The 19,249-nt window shown below is 40.4% G+C and carries 14 protein-coding genes; all 14 read left to right on the plus strand.

The annotated features are described in order from the left end of the window. Positions 1-78 precede the first annotated feature (78 nt). Positions 79-939, plus strand: a complete 861-nt coding sequence (locus IJ535_RS04895; RefSeq protein ID WP_294299552.1) for a VanW family protein — start codon at positions 79-81, stop codon at positions 937-939. Between the two features lie 75 nt (positions 940-1,014). Continuing rightward, positions 1,015-2,613 carry a GGDEF domain-containing protein gene (locus tag IJ535_RS04900; RefSeq protein WP_294299555.1) on the plus strand — a complete coding sequence of 533 codons (1,599 nt, stop codon included), beginning with the start codon at positions 1,015-1,017 and terminating at the stop codon, positions 2,611-2,613. A 99-nt stretch (positions 2,614-2,712) separates the two neighbouring features. Continuing rightward, positions 2,713-3,294 (plus strand): thymidine kinase, encoded by a 582-nt coding sequence (locus tag IJ535_RS04905; protein WP_294292676.1) that lies wholly within the window; start codon positions 2,713-2,715, stop codon positions 3,292-3,294. Beyond that, positions 3,294-5,282 carry a hypothetical protein gene (locus tag IJ535_RS04910; RefSeq protein ID WP_294299558.1) on the plus strand — a complete coding sequence of 663 codons (1,989 nt, stop codon included), beginning with the start codon at positions 3,294-3,296 and terminating at the stop codon, positions 5,280-5,282. The genes IJ535_RS04905 and IJ535_RS04910 overlap by 1 nt, the downstream gene beginning before the upstream one ends. A gap of 17 nt (positions 5,283-5,299) precedes the next feature. Then, a complete protein-coding gene (locus IJ535_RS04915; protein ID WP_294299562.1) occupies positions 5,300-6,109 on the plus strand; it encodes an ABC transporter permease in 810 nt (269 codons plus the stop codon). A 138-nt stretch (positions 6,110-6,247) separates the two neighbouring features. Beyond that, positions 6,248-7,069 carry a glycerophosphodiester phosphodiesterase gene (locus tag IJ535_RS04920; protein WP_294299565.1) on the plus strand — a complete coding sequence of 274 codons (822 nt, stop codon included), beginning with the start codon at positions 6,248-6,250 and terminating at the stop codon, positions 7,067-7,069. Positions 7,070-7,264: 195 nt separating this feature from the next. Continuing rightward, positions 7,265-8,263: a lysylphosphatidylglycerol synthase transmembrane domain-containing protein gene (locus IJ535_RS04925; RefSeq protein WP_294299600.1), complete on the plus strand. Its 999-nt coding sequence runs from the start codon at positions 7,265-7,267 to the stop codon at positions 8,261-8,263. Next, on the plus strand, positions 8,260-8,952 hold the full coding sequence (locus IJ535_RS04930; protein ID WP_294299568.1) for a CDP-alcohol phosphatidyltransferase family protein: 693 nt from the start codon (positions 8,260-8,262) through the stop codon (positions 8,950-8,952). Before IJ535_RS04925 ends, IJ535_RS04930 begins: the two co-directional genes overlap by 4 nt. A 156-nt stretch (positions 8,953-9,108) precedes the next feature. Next, positions 9,109-9,771, plus strand: a complete 663-nt coding sequence (locus IJ535_RS04935) for a phosphatidylserine decarboxylase (RefSeq protein ID WP_294299571.1) — start codon at positions 9,109-9,111, stop codon at positions 9,769-9,771. 68 nt (positions 9,772-9,839) lie between these two features. Beyond that, on the plus strand, positions 9,840-11,141 hold the full coding sequence (locus tag IJ535_RS04940; RefSeq protein ID WP_294299574.1) for an ABC transporter ATP-binding protein: 1,302 nt from the start codon (positions 9,840-9,842) through the stop codon (positions 11,139-11,141). A 12-nt stretch (positions 11,142-11,153) separates the two neighbouring features. Continuing rightward, positions 11,154-11,645, plus strand: coding sequence for a hypothetical protein (locus tag IJ535_RS04945; protein ID WP_294299577.1), 492 nt, complete (start codon positions 11,154-11,156; stop codon positions 11,643-11,645). Then, entirely contained in the window at positions 11,645-15,181 is a 3,537-nt protein-coding gene (locus IJ535_RS04950) for a rhamnan synthesis F family protein (protein ID WP_294299580.1), read from the plus strand. The genes IJ535_RS04945 and IJ535_RS04950 overlap by 1 nt, the downstream gene beginning before the upstream one ends. Before the next feature lie 41 nt (positions 15,182-15,222). Beyond that, complete coding sequence (locus tag IJ535_RS04955; RefSeq protein WP_294299582.1) at positions 15,223-17,670, plus strand: glycosyltransferase family 2 protein; 2,448 nt, start codon at positions 15,223-15,225, stop codon at positions 17,668-17,670. A gap of 201 nt (positions 17,671-17,871) precedes the next feature. Continuing rightward, positions 17,872-19,116: a nucleotide sugar dehydrogenase gene (locus IJ535_RS04960; RefSeq protein ID WP_294299585.1), complete on the plus strand. Its 1,245-nt coding sequence runs from the start codon at positions 17,872-17,874 to the stop codon at positions 19,114-19,116. Positions 19,117-19,249: the final 133 nt, after the last annotated feature.

The raw sequence follows: 19,249 nt of genomic DNA on the forward strand, positions 1-19,249 counted from the left end.
AAAATGATAGAAATGTCACACAATTATACTTAATAAGTGTTAAAATAATACACAACATAATATTTTTTAGGAGGAACTATGGGGAAGAAAATAGGATTTCGTAAACTATGTTTTGGAGTTTTTGTATTTGCAATGGCACTTGTATTTGCACCTAAGATGAATGCTGAGGCTGCAACAAATGATGAACTTCAGGTGGTTGCCAAGATATTCGATGCTAATTATTATGCAATGATGTACCCTGATGTGGCAGCCAGAGGAAATGGAAGTCCACTATATTTGCTAAACCATTATATTTATCACGGTGTAAATGAAGGCAGAAATGCCAGCGCATATTTTAACGCTACAGATTATAAAAACAGATATCCTGATTTGGTTGCCCTTTATGGAGATAATATGCTGGCATATGCAGTACATTATGGCACTGCAGGCATTGCAGAGGGAAGGGATGGAACACCAGCCGCAGGAGTGGTAGAGGTGGTTCCACCAACTAATGTAAAGCTTCTTGGAGTGTATTGTACTGATTATGATGCCACTGCTCCAAGAGGAAGCAATATAGCAAGGGCTGCAAAGAATATCGGTGTCAAAGTGTTAGCACCAGGTAAGGTATTTTCTGTATCTAATACCATAGGTCCTAGAACAACGGCTAATGGCTTTGTGGAGGCACCAGTGTTTATAGCTAAGCAACATGCCATGGGCTTAGGAGGTGGCGTTTGCCAGGTGTCATCTACGATATATGCGGCTACTAAGATGGCAGGAATAAATGCCTTGGAAAGACATCCTCATTCCCTTCCAGTTTATTACCTGCCAGAGGGATGGGATGCTACAATTTCCTGGGGCTCTCTTGATATGCGATTTGCAAATCCTTATGATACCAACATGCTTGTATGTGTTTCGGCAGAAACAGGTAAGCTGACAGCGGCGTTATATTTGGAAAATTAATTAAATTTAACAGTAGATAAATAACTTAAACCATGCTATAATCACTCTAGTTTTTTAGATATAGAGGGAATAATATTGGAAGAGTTACGTAGTAAGCAGTCTCCAGAAGTTGTGGAGCTGGTAAAGAAAATTGATAATGTACGAGGCACAAATCCTGAAAAGCACTTGGATTTAGCCTGCGATTTGTTTGATTTGGCATGTGAATGCGGAAATGAAGATTTGAAGAATTACGCAAGCTGCATGCTTGGCGATGCATGCTGTAAAAATGGTGATTTTTCTCAGGGTTTATATTATCTTTCCGCTGGTGTGCAGGCAGTGTCCAAGACTGATGAATATCAGCTTACATGCCGTTGCTGCAATGAGCTTGGCATTATTTTTAGAAGTGAGAGCCATTTCATCACAGCTGAGGAGTATTTTATCAATTGTATAGAAATTGCAAGGGCTAACCGCCTGTATTCAGATGAAGCGGTGGCTTGCTCCAATTTCGCATCTTTGTGCTATGAAATGGATGCGGCATTTCAGGCATTAGAATATAGCTATAGAGCTATAGAATGTTGTACTTTTATTGAGGATGAAGAGCTTAAGAATACCTTTATGGTTACAAACTATGCTTTTATAGTGAAGCTCTATGTGGAATTAGGGGAAAACGAGAAGGCTGATGAAAGCTTTGTTGAGATGGAGAAAATAATTAAGAATTATCCTGATTTCAACGATAACTTAAGTATTTTGTTAGCTCGTTTATATTATTTTAGATTTAGAAAAGATGACCTTAACGGCAAGATTTTCAAGCAAAAATGTTTAGATGCATTCTATTCCTGCGATGATTGTATTTTGTATTTTGATGAGACTAAGGCTTTAATCAGTCTTATGATGGAAGATAACGAGTATGCTGAGCTTGAAAAAATGTTTGAGCATATTGAAAAGATTGTTCCTAAACAGGATTGTGTTGATTTGCATCTATATATAGAAAACTGTCGAGTTGTGATTTATCAGACAGTTGGGGATGATAAAAAGCTTATGAAGAGCTTAAATAGCTATCATCTATATAGCGAGCAAAAGAATGAGGATAGTAAGAGATCCTTTCTTGCAAATATACGTCTTCGCTCGGAGCTTGCCCAGGAGAAGACACAGAATCTATTCCTGCTTGCGGCAGCGGAGACAGATTCGCTTACAGGTATTGCAAATAGGCTTAAGATGAATGCTGTTGTAGACGAGCTGTTTGAGATGGCCAATAAGGAGCAAAAACATCTTGGCGTAGAGATGATGGACGTAGATTATTTCAAAGAAGTAAATGATACCTACGGTCATTCTAAGGGGGACGAGCTTCTTGTATCGCTGGCAAATGTATTAAAGAAAATCACTGATAACAAGATTTTTGTTGCCAGATATGGCGGTGATGAGTTTGTAATATTCTATTATGATATGACAGATGCAGAAATAATAGAAAAGGCTCATTTGATAAAAGAATCTATCAAAAACACCAGTGAGAAAATGGGGCTTAAGGGTGTTTCGGTGTCACAGGGTATCGTTAATCATGTGCCACGCCCTCTTAACAGAGCATGGGATTATCTGAATGCAGCAGATTTAACTCTTTATTTTGTCAAGAACCATGGTAAGGACAATGTAAGGCTTGTGCATAGAGCAACAGATTTAGAAAATCAAGACTGGAAGTAAGGTTTTGACTTTTACCAGCAATATTATTAAAATATGTAGTAATTAGACAGAAGGCGATTTTTAGTCTTCTGTCAATTTATGTAAAGGGGAATATATGCTATGGCAAAGCTGTACTACTATTATGGTGCAATGGGTTCGTCAAAGACTGCTAATGCACTGATGACACATTTCAATTACGAGGAGGTTGGGCAAAGTGCGCTTCTTGTTAAGCCTAAGCTTGACACACGTGATGGAGAGCGTATAGTACGCTCTAGAATCGGTCTTCAGAATGAATGTGTTTTTCTTGAAGATTTAATTGAAATGGATGAGCAGGAAATCAAAAAATACGATTGTATTATCGTTGATGAGGTACAGTTTGCAACACCTGAGCAGGTAGATTATCTTTCAGATATTGTTGATTTCATGGATGTACCTGTAGTTGCTTATGGCCTTAGGGCTGATTTTAGAAATAAGCTGTTTCCGGGTTCTGAGAGGCTGATTGCTATAGCTGATGTTATTCACGAGGTTAAGACTGTCTGCTGGTGTGGTCACAAGGCAACCTGCAATTGTAGGTATAATGAGAACGGTATTGTTCGTTCAGGCCCACAGGTAATGCTAGGTGCTAATGATTCATATATTGCATTATGCCGTAAGCATTTTAAGCTAGGACAGTTAGCCCCAAGCGAGAAAGAGGAGTGCTAATGACATTTAGTTTATCAATCACATTGATATTTTGGGCTTTTATTGCAATATGGATACAGATTCCAGGAATGCTTTTTGAGGAGCTGCTTTTGCCAAGGCGATTAAAGCTTGCAACCAGGTTGCTTGCGGCATTTTTTATTGGCTTCATTTACACAGCTACTTTGTATTTTGTGGAGTCCATGTTTAAGCTTAACGGCCTTATTATGCTGGCAGGTCCAATTACTTCTGTTGTTGCAATAATTGTTTATATCAAAAAGGGACGCCCATCATTTTACAATGCAGGAGAACATTTCAGGTGGACTGGGATAATTATATTTGGATTTATTTATTTAGCTTCAGTCCTTAATTTCCAGCTAAAATATATTGGTGCATTCAGCGGACAGACTATTCAGGTTTACCATGATTATCTGTTCCACACTGGAAATATCGTATCTCTTAGCAGATCGTTTCCTAACACTGATATTCGTATAAATGGTCTTACATTCTATTACCATTATTTTTACGAATTAATATTTGCCATGTGCAAGCACATATTTAAGATGGATGCATTTAGGCTGTACATGAATGGAAATGCCCTTATGTGCGCACTGCCAACAAGCCTTAGCATGCTTGTTATAGGCGAAAGAATACGAGAATGCAAAATTATACATAGATTTAACTATTTTGTTTATTGCGCTGGTATTCTGGCTTCATGTATTTGTATCATGCCGCTTAATATTGTTGGCTTTAAGCTGCCATTCTCTTGGCTTGATAATCATTTGTTTAGCAACGCCAATGCACTTGGTATGGCTATGTCATTATCTATATTGGTGGTAGATATACTTGTAGAGGTATGGTACGACAAATTAGATGGCAGGGTTCTAATAGCAATATATCTGTTGTTTGCAGTAGCTACAGGCTTTAAAGGCACTACAGGAATTCTTCTTGTGGCCATCACATGGTCGGTTTTTATTATCGAGGCTATTATCCTTAAAAGCTTTCATTTACCAAGATTTTTGTATGCCTTAACAGGTACAGTAGGTTTTGTGCTTACATATATTGTAGTTACCGTAGGGCTTAATGCTTCTGGAGCTAATAACAGGGCTATGCAAATATCTCCAGAGGGTACTATTGAAGCCAGCAGAATAGGGCAGGTTATCACAAAGCTGGGCTTCGATTACATGTCTTTCCCATGGGTGATTATTGCAGTTATAGTATGTGGCATTTGTATTGTTGGTCCACTTTTATTGCCATTTATCGGGTTTACTGTTGAGAAATTTAACACTCTCATTAAGGATGGGGTTATCGGAGAGATATTTGACTGGTTTGCCATTGGCTCCATAATTATGGGAGTTATTGGTTTTTGCTTTATAAGCGTGCCAGGATTGTCTCAAGGGTATTTTGTTATAACAAACGCTGGATTTATTTTCTATTGCGCAATCAAATATATAGTGGAGCACCGCAAGACTTTCATTTCGTATTTTACTATGGTATTTTTGTGTATAGGAACCCTGTTTGTTGCAGTTGATTTGGCATATTTTTGCTACGATGATGTTAAGCAAAATGCTGTTTTTAATAAAGAGGCTGGTGATGAACCAAGCTTAGTATCAAAGGATACATTAGAGGCCTATTTATGGCTTAGAGACAACACTGATGAAAATGCTCTTGTGGCAGTTGATAGATTGTCGGAAGAGACAGATTACAGAAGCATTTATTTCTACTGTAGTGCCTTTTCTGAAAGACAGTGTTATCTTGAAGGCTACGATTATTCAGATGTAACTAAAAGACAGATAGAGGCTATGCTTTCTATCAACGAAAAGTTCTACAGCAACAATCCAGCTGAAGCAGAGACAGCGCTGAATATGAATAATATAAATTACCTGGTTGTTACTAAAATGGGACATCCTGATTACAAGGCAAAAAGTCCAATGCTTAAATTAGTATTTGAAAATGATGAAGTGAGCATTTATAGTGTTAGATGCAACGATGGACTTTCAGCCGTTAAATAGAGGTTTGGTAGAAAAGAATGATAAAAGATATTATTTCAAACAAAAAGCTTATAGCAAAGCTTGCAAAGAACGATTTTAAACAGAATTTTGCAGGCTCTACATTAGGTGTTATCTGGGCATTTGTTCAGCCTGTTATCACGGTGCTTGTGTACTGGATAGTTTTTGACAAGGCTCTTAATCAGGGGACACAGGGCACTAAGGCAGGAATATCAGCACCCTTTGTTTTTTGGCTGTCTGCCGGTATTGTACCTTGGTTTTATTTTAGCGAGGTATTATCTGCAGGAACCATAGTGCTTCATGAATATAATTACCTTGTTAAAAAGGTAGTGTTCCCAATCAATGTACTACCTTTTGTAAAATCCATTTCATCGGTATTTGTACATGGCTTCTTTGCGCTGTTTACATTGATTGTAGGCTTGCTTTATGGCTTTGGAATCACACCATACATTTTGCAGCTTATTTATTATTTTGTGGCAATGATGGCTCTTGTAATAGGACTTATCTATTTGACCAGCGCACTTTGCGTTTTTTTCAAGGATATGGCTCAGCTAGTAAATATATTCTTACAGGTAGGCATTTGGGCTACACCAATTATGTGGAACTTTGATACTATGGTTGATAAGATACCAAGATGGCTTGTTATTTTACTACAGCTCAACCCTATGTATTACATCACAAGCGGTTACCGTGACAGCTTTATATCTCAGACCGGCTTTTGGACTAAGCCATGGCTTACACTTTACTTTTGGTGTTTTACAATAGTTGTATTTGCAATAGGAACTCATGTGTTTAGAAAGCTTCAGCCTCAGTTTGCAGATGCTTTATAGAAGCTTGCAAGGAAAGTACAATACGGAATATTTAATAAAAAATGCTCGAGGATTTCGGGCATTTTTTTTATGTTAGCTTTATGCGAGGTATGGGATTTAGTGGTAAAATATAGATAGCTAGAGAGAGGGGGCTTGCGTATGGGGAATAAACATTTTTTTAAAGTAGGGAGAACGTTAGCTGTCAGCTTAGTTGCCTTGCTTTGTTCTTTTATGGTCGCAAATGAATTCTTCTACTTACCCGCTGATGCAGATGAGGATATTGTGGTTCAGATTGTAGCACATCGTGGCTATTCTGGTGCCTATCCAGAAAATACCCTCAGTGCATTTGCTGGAGCCTACGCATGCGGAGCTAAGACAGTAGAATTCGATGTTAGAAAGACCAAGGATGGGGAGCTTGTGATTTATCATGATGATACCTTGGAAAGGCTAACAGGAGACAAGACCACAGTTGCAGATCACACATACCAGGAGCTATTACAATTAGATGCGGGGGAATGGTTTGATAAGGATTACAGATGTGAGCGTATTCCTACATTAGACCAGGCATTAGATCTGTTAAGCACCACAAATATGCGAGTGTTCTGCGAACTAAAAAATATCGGAGATGACCCGGATTTTGCAAAGCAGGTATACGACAAATGCGCGCAGTATGATATGCTAGGCCGAATTGTATTTTTGTCATTTAACTACGATTATTTGTCAACAATCAAAGAGCTTAATTCAAATCAACCGATTATGTTATTGGCATCATTTGGTAAATCCACATTACCTGCAAAGTATCCGGCAGAGTACTATGGAGTCAACATGAAGACTCTCACTCCAAAAACTATCAAGGCTATTCATGAAGCAGGCAGCAAGGTGTATACATATGCACCACAGAATAAGGGGCAAATGCTTTCCCTTCAACGCCTAGGTGTGGATGGGGTGATAACTGATTACGCCGATATGAGCGCATTGTAAAATTTAATATGGAGCAACGCGTAGAAAGCGGACATGCACTAAAGAATAGTGCTTGCCCGCTTTTTATAAAATTTAAGGAAATAAAAGTGAAACGCTATTTGTCCAACGGGGGTCAATATGATAAAGTTAATTAGAAAATAAATTAAAGAAAAAATAAGATATATGAAAAAAGAAAATGCAAAAAAGTTTTTTTGGATGTGCTTCACACTGGTTCTTTCGGTTTTAACGGTATGGGCTCTGTTAAAACAAAGTGAGAGTATGTCTGTAGAAACATTAATTAACAAAATTGAAGATGCAAATAAAGCCTGGATTGCCATATCCATGCTTTCAGCATTGAGCTACATCATATTTGAAGGGGTAGCCCTTTGCTCTATCTTAAAGGGAATTGGCTGCAAGACTCATTTTTTGAGCGGTTTATTGTACAGTACATCGGATGTTTATTTTTCTGCTGTAACACCATCTGCTACCGGTGGACAGCCGGCCAGCGCTTATTTTATGGTGAAAGATGGTATTGGCGCAGGGGTAGCATCTGCGGCATTAATCCTTAATTTGATGATGTACAATGCTGCTATTATTTTCCTGGGGATTGTTGCAATCATTGTGAATCCTAAGGTGCTTCTGAGCTTTCATACTACAGCTAAGATATTCATAATTCTTGGATTTGTAGGATTAACTTTATTAAGCCTAATATTTTTGGCTATTCTAAAGGGCGGTGATAGGGTATTCTCAGGTATCAGGCGGATTATGAACTATCTTCATGATAAAAAGCTAATCCATCATTTTGATAGAAGGATTAAGAAGCTTGATAAGATAGAAGAAGATTACGCTAATTGTGTGGGGCTTATTGCCAATAAAAAGGCAATTATGGCGAAGGCTTTTTTCTGGAATGTTCTACAAAGAGCAGGGCAGATTATGGTGCCTGCATTCGCGTTTATAGCTATGGGCGGTGACAAATCCATGACAGGGCTTATGTTTTCAAAGCAATGCCTCATTACAATCGGTTACAATTATGTTCCTATTCCAGGCGCATTAGGAATAGCAGATTATTTGATGATTGATGGATTTTCTAGTATTATGTCTAAAGGCGCTGCATTTGAACTGGATATGATTAGCCGAGGTATGACTTTTTATATCTGTGTCACAGTCAGCGGAATAATAACACTAATAGGATATATAAAGGGGAAAATTGTATGATAGGCGTATACGATTACACGGTGATTTTGACTTATCTATCAACACTGTCAGGTGTGGTAGGTATCATTGTTACCATGACAGGTATGGGACATCCATATTGTGGTACATTATTTTTGATGTTCTCAGGTCTGTTGGACGGTCTTGATGGCAAGGTGGCTCGAACCAAAAAGAATCGTTCGGATATGGAAAAGGAGTTTGGAGTTCAGATTGATTCTCTATCGGATTTGATTTGCTTTGGTGTGCTACCGGCATCCATAGGTATAGCTCAGCTCAGAGTTAGCGGTATTTTGGTAGATTTGGGCAGAGGTGTGGATATGCAGGAGAACAGATCTTTAGTGCTATTGCTTATCACTATTGCGGCGGTTTATGTGCTGGCGGCTCTTATTCGTTTGGCATATTTTAACTCCACGGCTGATGAAAGAGCAGAAGAGGCACTTATTAAGGGTAAGTCTTATTTTACAGGTCTTCCTGTTACTGCAGCTGCCCTTATTTTTCCACTTACATTGGTGGCACATTGGTTTACCAGGGCGGATCTTACAGTATTCTACTTTTGGGTAATGCTTGTTGTAGCAATGTTGTTTATCGGCAATTTTAAGGTTCCAAAGCCTAATAAGAAGCAGTTTGCCATTATATTATTAATTGGATTTATAGAATTAGTAGCCACTTTACTAATCTTATTGTATGAGTAAATGAACGGATTAAATTTTTTATATAACACTAAGCCAGGGCGAATACTACTTCGCCCTTTATTGTTAAAACCGATATCAGATTTTTCAGGGTGGCTCTTGGATTCAAGGGTCTCAAAGTGTATTATTAAAGGCTTTGCCAGGGCTAACAATATTAAAATGTCGGACTATATTCTTGGAGATATAGGCAGCTTCAACGATTTTTTCTGCAGAAGGATTAAGCCAGAGCTTAGGCCCCTGGATTTAGATGAATCACATCTAATGGCACCATGCGATGGATTGCTAAAGGTTTACCCTATTACAGATGGTTTGGTTATTCCTGTGAAGCAAAGCATTTTTACAATTGCTGATTTGCTAAAGGACGGAGAACTTGCAGCCTCTTTTGAAGGTGGATACTGCCTGGTATATCGCCTTTGCGTTAGCCATTATCATCGCTACGCTTATTTTGATTCAGGAGAGAAATCGGCAGATGTGGTGATACCAGGTTTTTATCACACAGTTCAACCAGTAGCATTAGAAGCAGGGCCTGTTTTTACTGAAAACGCCAGACAGTATACGGTAATCGACACAAAAAGCTTTGGCAGATGCGTCCAAATGGAAGTAGGGGCAATGCTAGTTGGCCGCATCGTAAATGAAGAAATGGCACCTGCTGCTGTTATGAGAGGCAGTGAAAAGGGACATTTTGAATACGGTGGATCCACTATCATCCTACTAATTCCTAAGAATGTTGCTATCATCAATGATGATATCCTGAAGGCCTCAGAATCAGGGGTGGAAACGGAAGTGAAGCTGGGTGAGTGCTGCGGCACATCTGGCTCTTAAACAGATTTTTTGTATACTATGGTGAAAATGTGTTAAAATATAACGGAATACGTAAGATTGGAGATAATATGAGCGATTTCGTTATTAACGTGGAGCATGTGGATAAGGTTTATAAGCTCTACGATAGCAATAGAGCCAGGGTAGCAGATACACTGGGGCTTTCAAGAAAAAAGAATTATAAGGAGCATTACGCTCTTAAGGATATGTCTTTTACTGTTAAAAAGGGTGAGTGCGTAGGTCTTATTGGAACCAATGGTTCTGGTAAGTCCACCATTCTAAAGATTATCACAGGAGTGCTTTCTCCTACAGCAGGTGAGGTTACTGTAGATGGTCGTATCTCAGCACTGCTGGAGCTTGGAGCAGGATTTAATCAGGAATACACTGGTATGGAAAATATCTACCTTAACGGAACCATGCTTGGCTATTCCAAGGAAGAGATTGATGAGAAGCTTGATGACATTCTTAGCTTTGCAGATATAGGAGATTTTGTTTTCCAGCCGGTCAAGACATATTCAAGCGGTATGTTTGTGCGTCTTGCATTTGCGGTTGCTATTAATATAGATCCAGAGATCTTAATCGTAGATGAAGCGCTTTCTGTAGGTGATGTTTTCTTTCAGGCTAAGTGCTACAAGAAGTTCGAGGAATTTAAGGCAGCAGGAAAGACTATTCTATTTGTTTCTCACGATTTGGGCGCCATCAGCAAATACTGCGATAAGGCAGTGCTTATCAACAAGGGTGATAAGGTGGCTGAGGGCACACCAAAGGATATGATAGATATCTACAAGAAGATATTGGTAGGTCAGGAGCCAGCCCTTAACAGTAAGGTGGATATGGCAGACGGGTTTGCAGCAGATGGTGGCAAGCATGACAATGCAGCAGATAATGGCACCACATGGAAGTCTAACTATCAGCTTAATCCTAATGTTAATGAATACGGTGATGGCCGTGCCTCTATTGTGGATTTTGCAGTAATAGATGATAACGGCAATTACACTAATGCTATTATGAAGGGAAGCACCTTTACAGTTAAATCCAAGGTGCATTTCAATACAGATATCGAGAATCCTATTTTCACACTTACATTTAAGACCCTTAAGGGAATAGATGTTACAGGAACAAACACCATGTACGAAAAGTGTGATGTTGGGCTTTGTAAAGAGGGCAGCGAATACGTGGCTACCTTCACACAACGGATGGATATGCAAGGCGGCGAGTACCTGATGTCAATTAGCTGCACAGGCTTTGATGGAGTAGACTTTGTGGCATACCACAGATTATACGATGTTATGAATCTTACAGTTGTAAGTACTAAGAATACTGTAGGTTTTTATGATATGAATTCAATGGTTTCTGTTGAGCAGGTAAAATAAAGGGGAGTGCCTATGATTCAAGAAAAATATAACAGGCGTATTTTTGATGAGGGAACAGAAGAGGCAATTGAAAACCTATCACACCTTAGGAGTAATGTGCTGACTCCAGTAGGGATTGAAAAGGGTGATAATGTGCTTATTATCGAACCAGACAGTGAAGCCTTGGTAGAATGGCTCAAGGAAGAAGAGCAGGCAACAGTAACTGTTGGCATGACTGACAACTTGGATGAAATTAAAGGCATATTTAATATTATCATCAACCTAGGCTATTTAACAGAAACACCATCAGTTCTTAAGAAGATGCTATCTACAGATGGCAAGCTGGTATATGCTTTGCCTGAAAAGCAAAGAATTGCGGACTTTGCTAAGAAGCTTCTTAAGGAAGCTGGCTTTGAGGATATTAAGACCTATAGGGTAAGCCCAGATTATATGTTTACCACAGAAATATACGCAGAGGACTATATAGGGGGAGGAGCAGGCGACTATCTGCTCATTGCTAGATAATGGAGAGATTACTGTACGAAAAGCTTTCGAATGAGCGTAATCCAAAATACAATATCATCACAGATATAGTAGAAAGAGACGGAAAAAGGGTAGTTATTAAACGCCCTTACAATGAAGAGGCCAAAGGCCACATACATAGAGTTTATGATTGTTACAGAGGCTTGCAGGAAGTTTTGCAAGGCTCTGCTTTTTGCGTAAATGAAAGTAATTTGGTGGGGGATTCCATCGAAAGTGAATTTCTTGAAGGGCAGCATATTACAGCAGATGATGCAACTGTATTTATAAAGGCTGTTAAGGATGCATACCTTAAGAATGCTAAGGAGTTTCAGACTAGCCCTGAGTTTGAAGAGGTGTTCGGCCAGGTGGATTTGCCACGTGGAGTGCTTGCAAGTGAATACTTAGATGTAGATTTAATTTTTGACAATGTTATAAAAACAGATAAGGGTTGGCAGATAATTGATTACGAGTGGACATTTGATTTTCTTGTACCAATCAATTATGTGTTTTACAGAGCCAGCAAGTTTAGTGATTTGCCAGAGCATTTGGTGGAGATATCTGATGCAGAAAAGGCAGCTTATCAGCAGATGGAGGATCATTTCCAGTCTAAGTATATCTTTAAGGATGTTAAGAATCTGCATGAGCTTAGAGAGCATGCAAACAGCCGCAGCAAAACAAGTGCTGTTTTTGCTATCGCAAGCCGTGATTACCAGATAAAGCAGCTGCAGGAACTGATTGCAGCTAAGGATGTTCATATCAGAAATATCGAGGCTAACCTGGAGCAGATTAAGACCATATATGATAACACAGTCAATACCAGAGGCTATCAGACATTAGAAAGCATTAGAGCTTTTAAGTCTTTCTTATCTGGAAAGGATACTCCAGCCCGCCAGGCAAAGCGTGCAGCTAAGGAAGAAAAAAAGCGTGCTAAACAGGCAGCAAAGGAAGCTAAGCGCCTGGCTGCAATGGGAGAGCCAGAGCCAAGCATAGCTATTCATCTGCATCTATTCTACGTGGATTTGTTGCCAGAGTTTGTCAGCTATTTTGCAAATATGCCATACAGGTTTGATTTATATATCTCATGTCAGGAAGATGCCAATGTTGCCGAAATTAAATCAGGGCTTAAAGAATTAAAACAAGCTAAGATAATTGATATCCGACCTCTTCCAAATAGGGGCAGGGATTTAGCTCCATTGTATGTGAAATTTGCAAATGAAATATTAAATCACGATTATTTTTTACATATACATAGTAAGAAGTCCCTTTATTCCGGTCAGGAGAAGGGAGGCTGGAGACAGTTCTCACTAGAGCTTCTACTAGGCTCTGAGGATAAGATAAAAGGTATCATAGATTTATTTAAGAATGGTAATGCAGGGCTTATCTATCCTGATATTCAGGAAGAGGTTCCTACTATTGCCTATTCATGGCTTGCTAATGAAGGCTTAGGCAGACAGCTTTTCAAGGAGTACGACCTTGGTGATATGCCATCGGTGTTTAACTATCCAGCTGGTTCATTCTTCTGGGCTAGATGTGATGCATTGCGCCCTTTGCTGGAGCATGGCTACACCTATGAGGATTTCCCTAGGGAGCAGGGGCAGACAGATGGTACACTTGCCCACGCACTAGAGCGCATCCTGCCGTTTGTTTCCAGAAAGCAGGGCTACGACGATTACATTCTGTATCTTAACGAAGCGGATACAGTTAAGAATAAGAGCTTAAGGCCATTCTTTAATACATTTAAGGTGGATAAGGAACTTCTTACCATGAAGCTTGGGGCTTATGATGTGGTGTCCTTTGATATTTTCGATACACTGGTTACCAGGGGCATCTATGAGCCTGATGATGTGTTTAAGCTGATGGAGCAAATCATTCTTAATAAGTTTGGTAAGAAGGTGCAGTTCCTTAAGATTAGAAAGGCTGCAGAGGCAGAGGCAGTTAAGAAATACGGCCCAATGACCACATTAGATAAAATCTATGTGGAGGTGGCTAACGACAAGACCTTAGGAAATATCGCCCAGGATATTAAGAAGCTGGAGGTTGACCTTGAAACAAGGCTTTGCATGCCAAGGAAGGACATGGTGGATGTGTTTAACACACTGAAGGCCATGGGCAGACATGTAATTCTTGTGAGCGATATGTATCTTAACCGTGCTCAGATGGTTGGAATTCTTCATAAATGCGGCATCGGTGGATATGACGAGCTTATTATTTCCTGCGAGGTAGGAGCTAGAAAGGATGACGGAAGCATGTGGGATATGCTGCTTTCCGGCATTAATCCGGGCAGCTTTATCCATGTGGGAGACAATTTCCGTTCGGATTCGCAGTTCCTCATGGACAGAGGAGTGGCAAGCCATGTGGTGCTTAGTCCAAGGGCAATGTTTGAACTATCAGATTTTGCTTATCTTAAGGGTTTTGCCAAGGGAAGCATTGCTAATTCATTGATGTTAGGGCAGGCTTTAAACGGCGGTTTGTTTAACTCACCATTTGCTTACAATGCTGATGGTACTTTGCAGTTTAAGAACAACTACGATTTTGGCTACACCACTATGGGGCCACTTATGGCCAGATTTATTCAGTGGATAGTAGAGAATAATAAAAAGTCAGGTGAGGCGTTACTTCTCCTTGCCAGGGAAGGATATTTACTAGAGCAGATGCTTAAGGATTACTGCAAGAATCGTGCTGTAGATATGCCTGTTGCTCATTATTTCCTTACATCCCGTAGGGCAGTGGCAGTGCCAGCCCTTGAAAATGATGAGGATATTCGTGAGCTTTTAAGACAGAAGTATCAGGGAAGCTTCAGTAATCTTTTGGATGAGCGCTTTGGAATCAGCATTCATGATGGTGAAGAGGATGTTCAGATTGATTACGAAACCTCTCAGGATGCACTGATGGCAATGATTGCGCCATACAAGGATGAGATACTTAAGAAAGCATCAGTTGAGAAGAATTCTTATCTTAACTACGCTAATGAATTCATTGCAACATCATCTGACTTGGCAGTTATTGATGTGGGATTTTCCGGCACAATCCAGTATTTTTTAATGAAGCTTACAGGCAGGGATATTGCAGGGCACTACATGGCGCTTCATTCAAACAAGCCTGAGCGAATTGGAGGCCGTGCGGATGCAATCTATGAGATAACTGATGCTAACAAAATCGGAGATAGCAAGCTGTTAAAATATCAATTGTTCCTAGAGAGTGCCCTTAAGGCACCGGTGGGACAGCTTATCAACTTCACCATGGAAGGTGGCAAACCACAGCCTCACTTTAAGGATGACGATTATGTAAGCGAGGATGTTAGAAGGCTTCAGCAGGGTATTTTGGACTTTGTTAAGCAGTTTGCCGATAGTACCAAGGATACAATGGATGGGCTTTTGGCAGATACAACACTTGTAGAAGATTTATTCTATGATATAATTGCAGACGGTACATTGACTGAGGATATTGCTGATTCTCTATCTGTTGAGGATGGCTATAGCCGCGGCGGTGTCCAGAAATTTGACGTAAAGACAGGTACATGGGATGTGGCTTCCCCTTGAGGGGAAGCTGTCACCGCAGGTGACTGATGAGGTGTTTATAAATGAGAGATACTTTTAATGTGGTATTCATTAGATATCACCTAACCAAGAAAAATACATTATTATTCCAGGGCTTTTACCCATTTGACAATCCTAAGGGATACGAGCTTGTTGCTCAGATGAATGGTGAGCCTTATAAGATGGATATTACCATCAACGAGGGTAACGAAGTGCGCCGTAGATATATCGCAGCACACAAAAGTGTGTCAAAGGAATATGTTGGCGAAATCCAGTTGCCAGAGGATTTAAAGCAGGTAAAGTCGCTTAAGCTTGTTTGTGTTTTAGGTGACACTGAAAGTGTTGTGTACAAGGCAAATGGTCGTGACCTTGAAAAGCTTAAGAAGGAATACGAATACAATCTAGAGCGTGCTGCTGTTACAGATGATAAGATTCAGATTTTAGGCTGGGCTATCGGCAATGTTCCAGAGGAGTTCCATCTATATGATGGCAACACCGAAATCCCTATTTCTGTAAAGCGTATGTTCAGAAAGGATGTTTACGGTGTTTATCCTGAGCTTACTGAAAAATGTGATTCAGGCCTAGAGATAGTTTTTGACAAGGGTAATTACAAGAAGCTTCGCCTTACAATCACTGCAAATGGACAGGTTTACGATTGCAAGGTTGATACAGAGCACGTCCTTACAGGTGGCAATCTTCTTCCTAAGAAGAGCCTGTGGGAACGTATCGAGCTTTATCGTCAGGACAACGGACTAGGTGCAACTATCAAGCATGCCATTGATAAGTTCAAGGATGCGGATGCGCCTAAGTACACCTACATGGATTTCCTTACAAGCTTTGGTCCTACAGAAGTGGAGCTTCAGCGTCAGCGTGACGAGAAATTCGATTACAATCCACTTATGAGTATTGTAATTCCATTATATAAGACACCAGAAAAGTACTTAGTGGAGCTTATTGATTCTATTATCGCCCAGACTTATCCTAACTGGGAGCTTTGTCTGGCAGATGGCAGTGGGGATGATTCAATTGGCAAGTTTATTGAGAAGAAATACCCTAAGGAAAGCAGAATCAAATACACATTGCTTTCAGATAACTTAGGTATTTCTGAGAATACTAACGCTGCCATAGCTCTTGCAACTGGTGATTATATCGTGCTTTCCGACCATGATGATACACTGGCACCAAACGCTATGTATGAGTGCGTGGCTGCTATTAATAAGGATAGAAGCATAGATGTGCTTTACACTGACGAGGACAAGATTTCCATGGATTCCAAGGAATATTTTGAGCCAGTGTTTAAGCCTGATTTCAATCTGGATTTACTATGCTCGGTTAATTACATCTGCCACTTATTCATTTTCAAAAAGGATTTGTTTGAGAAGGTTGGCGGATTTAACAAGGAATATGATGGTGCCCAGGATCATGATTTAATCCTTCGCTACTGTGAGGCTGCCACTAAGGTTCATCATGTGCCAAAGGCACTTTATCACTGGAGAAGCCACGCAGCATCTACAGCCATGAGTGCTGAAAGCAAGCTTTACGCTTTTGATGCAGGTGCTAAGGCAGTACAGGCTCATTACGATAGACTAGGCATCCCTGCCACAGTTGAGCAGGATACATTCTATGGCTGCTATCGCACCACATATAATTGGGGCAAGGAACCACTTGTTTCAATCATCATTCCTAATAAGGATCATACAGATGATTTGGACAAATGTATCAAGTCTATTGATGCCAAGAGCACATATAAGAATATTGAGTATATCATTGTAGAGAACAATTCTACAGAACCAGAAACATTTGAGTATTATAAGAGTATTGAGAATCGCCCTGATGTAAAGATTGTCCGCTATGAGACACCAGGCTTTAATTTCTCTGCAATCAATAACTGCGGAGCAAAGGAAGCTAAGGGCGAGATGTTCCTGCTTCTTAATAACGACACAGAAATTATTAACGAAACATGTATCAAGGAAATGGTTGATGTGTGCCTTCGTCCAGATGTAGGTATCTGTGGAGCGCTTTTATACTATCCTGATAACACAGTGCAGCATGCTGGTGTTGTTATGGGAATCGGCGGTATTGCAGGTCACACATTTGTAGGCCTAGAGCGAAGCGAGCCAGGCTACATGTTTAGAGCCGTAACCACTCAGGACCTATCAGCTGTTACAGCAGCCTGCCTTATGGTAAGACGTGATGTTTTTGAAGAAGTTGGCGGTCTTACAGAGGACCTTGCCGTTGCATTCAACGATGTAGACTTCTGCATGAAGGTTCGCGATAAGGGCTACCTAGTAGTCTACAACCCACACGCTGAGCTATATCACTACGAATCTAAATCCCGCGGTTACGAAGACACCGGCGAAAAGGTTGCCCGCTTCAATTCCGAAGTAGAAAAGCTAGAAAAATATTGGCCGGACATCCTTGAAAAAGGCGACCCATACTACAACCCAAACCTATCAATTCTCGATGGTTGGTATCGTTTAAAGGAAGAGTAAACGTAAAGTAGTCAAAGGCTAATTTATATTTGAATATATAAATCATTTCAATGAGGACATACATAGTCTTGGAAGGCGCGAGGAGGAAGGCTCCATGCAAGCTAGGAAGGAACCGCGTAGCGGGAGGTTGCCTAGCGCAGTATGGAAGGTGGCCTCCGGGAGCTTTGAAAACCTAGGATATGTCCGGATTAGGAGCATTATATGAATAGAAAAATTGCAGTAGCTGGTACTGGCTACGTAGGATTATCTATAGCTACGTTATTAGCGCAGCACAATCACGTAATGGCTGTAGATGTTATCCCAGAAAAGGTAGATTTAATCAATAACAAAAAGTCTCCAATCGTAGACCCAGAGATTGAAGATTATCTTGCAAATAAGGAGCTTGACCTTACAGCTACACTTGATGGAGAGAGTGCATATAAGGATGCAGAGTTCGTAGTTATTGCAACACCTACAAATTATGATAGTACAAAGGATTACTTTGATACTTCTGCTGTAGAGGCAGTTATCGAGCTTGTTCAGAAGGTTAATCCTAATGCATACATGGTGATTAAGTCTACAATCCCTGTAGGCTACACTAAGAGAATTCGTGAGAAAATGGGCTCTGATAAGATTTTGTTTAGTCCTGAGTTCCTTCGTGAATCAAGAGCACTTTATGATAATCTTTATCCAAGCCGTATCATCGTTGGTACAGATGAAAAGGATGCTGCTCTTACAAAGGCAGCCCATGAGTTTGCTGCACTTCTTCAGGAAGGTGCAATTAAGGAAAACATTGATACTCTTGTAATGGGATTTACAGAGGCAGAGGCTGTAAAGCTTTTTGCTAATACTTATCTTGCACTTCGTGTAAGCTATTTCAACGAGCTTGATACTTACGCAGAGACAAAGGGCTTGGATACACAGGCGATTATCAAGGGAGTTTGCCTCGACCCACGTATCTCTGACCAGTATAACAATCCTTCATTTGGTTACGGCGGATACTGCCTACCAAAGGATACCAAGCAGTTACTTGCAAACTACAACGATGTTCCACAGGAGCTTATCCGTGCCATCGTTGAATCAAATAGAACACGTAAGGATTTCATCGCTGACCAGGTTCTTAAAAAGGCTGGCTACTATGGCTATGGCGAATCTAACCAGTATAGCAAGGAAGCAGAAAAGGAAGTAACAATCGGTGTATATCGCCTGACTATGAAGTCTAACTCTGATAACTTCCGTCAGTCTTCAATTCAAGGTGTTATGAAGCGTGTAAAGGCTAAGGGCGCTACCGTAATCATCTACGAGCCAACATTAGAGGACGGCACTACATTCTTTGGCTCTCGTGTAGTCAACGACCTTGCCAAGTTCAAGGCCCTCAGCAACGCCATCATTGCCAACCGCTACAACCCTTGCCTCGACGACGTCCGCGACAAGGTATATACCAGAGATGTATTTTCTCGTGACTAAGCAATTTTTTAATTTTAAATGAGGCATGTACACAACCTCGGCAAGCGCGAGCAAGAGGGCCCCATTCAGCTAAGGAGGGACCCTTTAGGGAGGTTCCCTTGGCTGAAATGGGAGATGGCTTGCGGGAGCACGG

This window comes from Pseudobutyrivibrio sp. (genome assembly GCF_017471675.1).
Classification (GTDB): Bacteria; Bacillota; Clostridia; order Lachnospirales; family Lachnospiraceae; genus Pseudobutyrivibrio.

Bases quoted from the DNA above. Each gene is read 5' to 3' on its own strand.
- IJ535_RS04905 (WP_294292676.1), top strand. From the start codon at position 2,713: ATGGCAAAGCTGTACTACTATTATGGTGCAATGGGTTCGTCAAAGACT.
- IJ535_RS04920 (WP_294299565.1), top strand. From the start codon at position 6,248: ATGGGGAATAAACATTTTTTTAAAGTAGGGAGAACGTTAGCTGTCAGC.
- IJ535_RS04935 (WP_294299571.1), top strand. From the start codon at position 9,109: ATGTCGGACTATATTCTTGGAGATATAGGCAGCTTCAACGATTTTTTC.
- IJ535_RS04955 (WP_294299582.1), top strand. From the start codon at position 15,223: ATGAGAGATACTTTTAATGTGGTATTCATTAGATATCACCTAACCAAG.
- IJ535_RS04940 (WP_294299574.1), top strand. From the start codon at position 9,840: ATGAGCGATTTCGTTATTAACGTGGAGCATGTGGATAAGGTTTATAAG.
- IJ535_RS04910 (WP_294299558.1), top strand. From the start codon at position 3,294: ATGACATTTAGTTTATCAATCACATTGATATTTTGGGCTTTTATTGCA.
- IJ535_RS04950 (WP_294299580.1), top strand. From the start codon at position 11,645: ATGGAGAGATTACTGTACGAAAAGCTTTCGAATGAGCGTAATCCAAAA.
- IJ535_RS04925 (WP_294299600.1), top strand. From the start codon at position 7,265: ATGTGCTTCACACTGGTTCTTTCGGTTTTAACGGTATGGGCTCTGTTA.
- IJ535_RS04945 (WP_294299577.1), top strand. From the start codon at position 11,154: ATGATTCAAGAAAAATATAACAGGCGTATTTTTGATGAGGGAACAGAA.
- IJ535_RS04960 (WP_294299585.1), top strand. From the start codon at position 17,872: ATGAATAGAAAAATTGCAGTAGCTGGTACTGGCTACGTAGGATTATCT.
- IJ535_RS04915 (WP_294299562.1), top strand. From the start codon at position 5,300: ATGATAAAAGATATTATTTCAAACAAAAAGCTTATAGCAAAGCTTGCA.
- IJ535_RS04930 (WP_294299568.1), top strand. From the start codon at position 8,260: ATGATAGGCGTATACGATTACACGGTGATTTTGACTTATCTATCAACA.
- IJ535_RS04895 (WP_294299552.1), top strand. From the start codon at position 79: ATGGGGAAGAAAATAGGATTTCGTAAACTATGTTTTGGAGTTTTTGTA.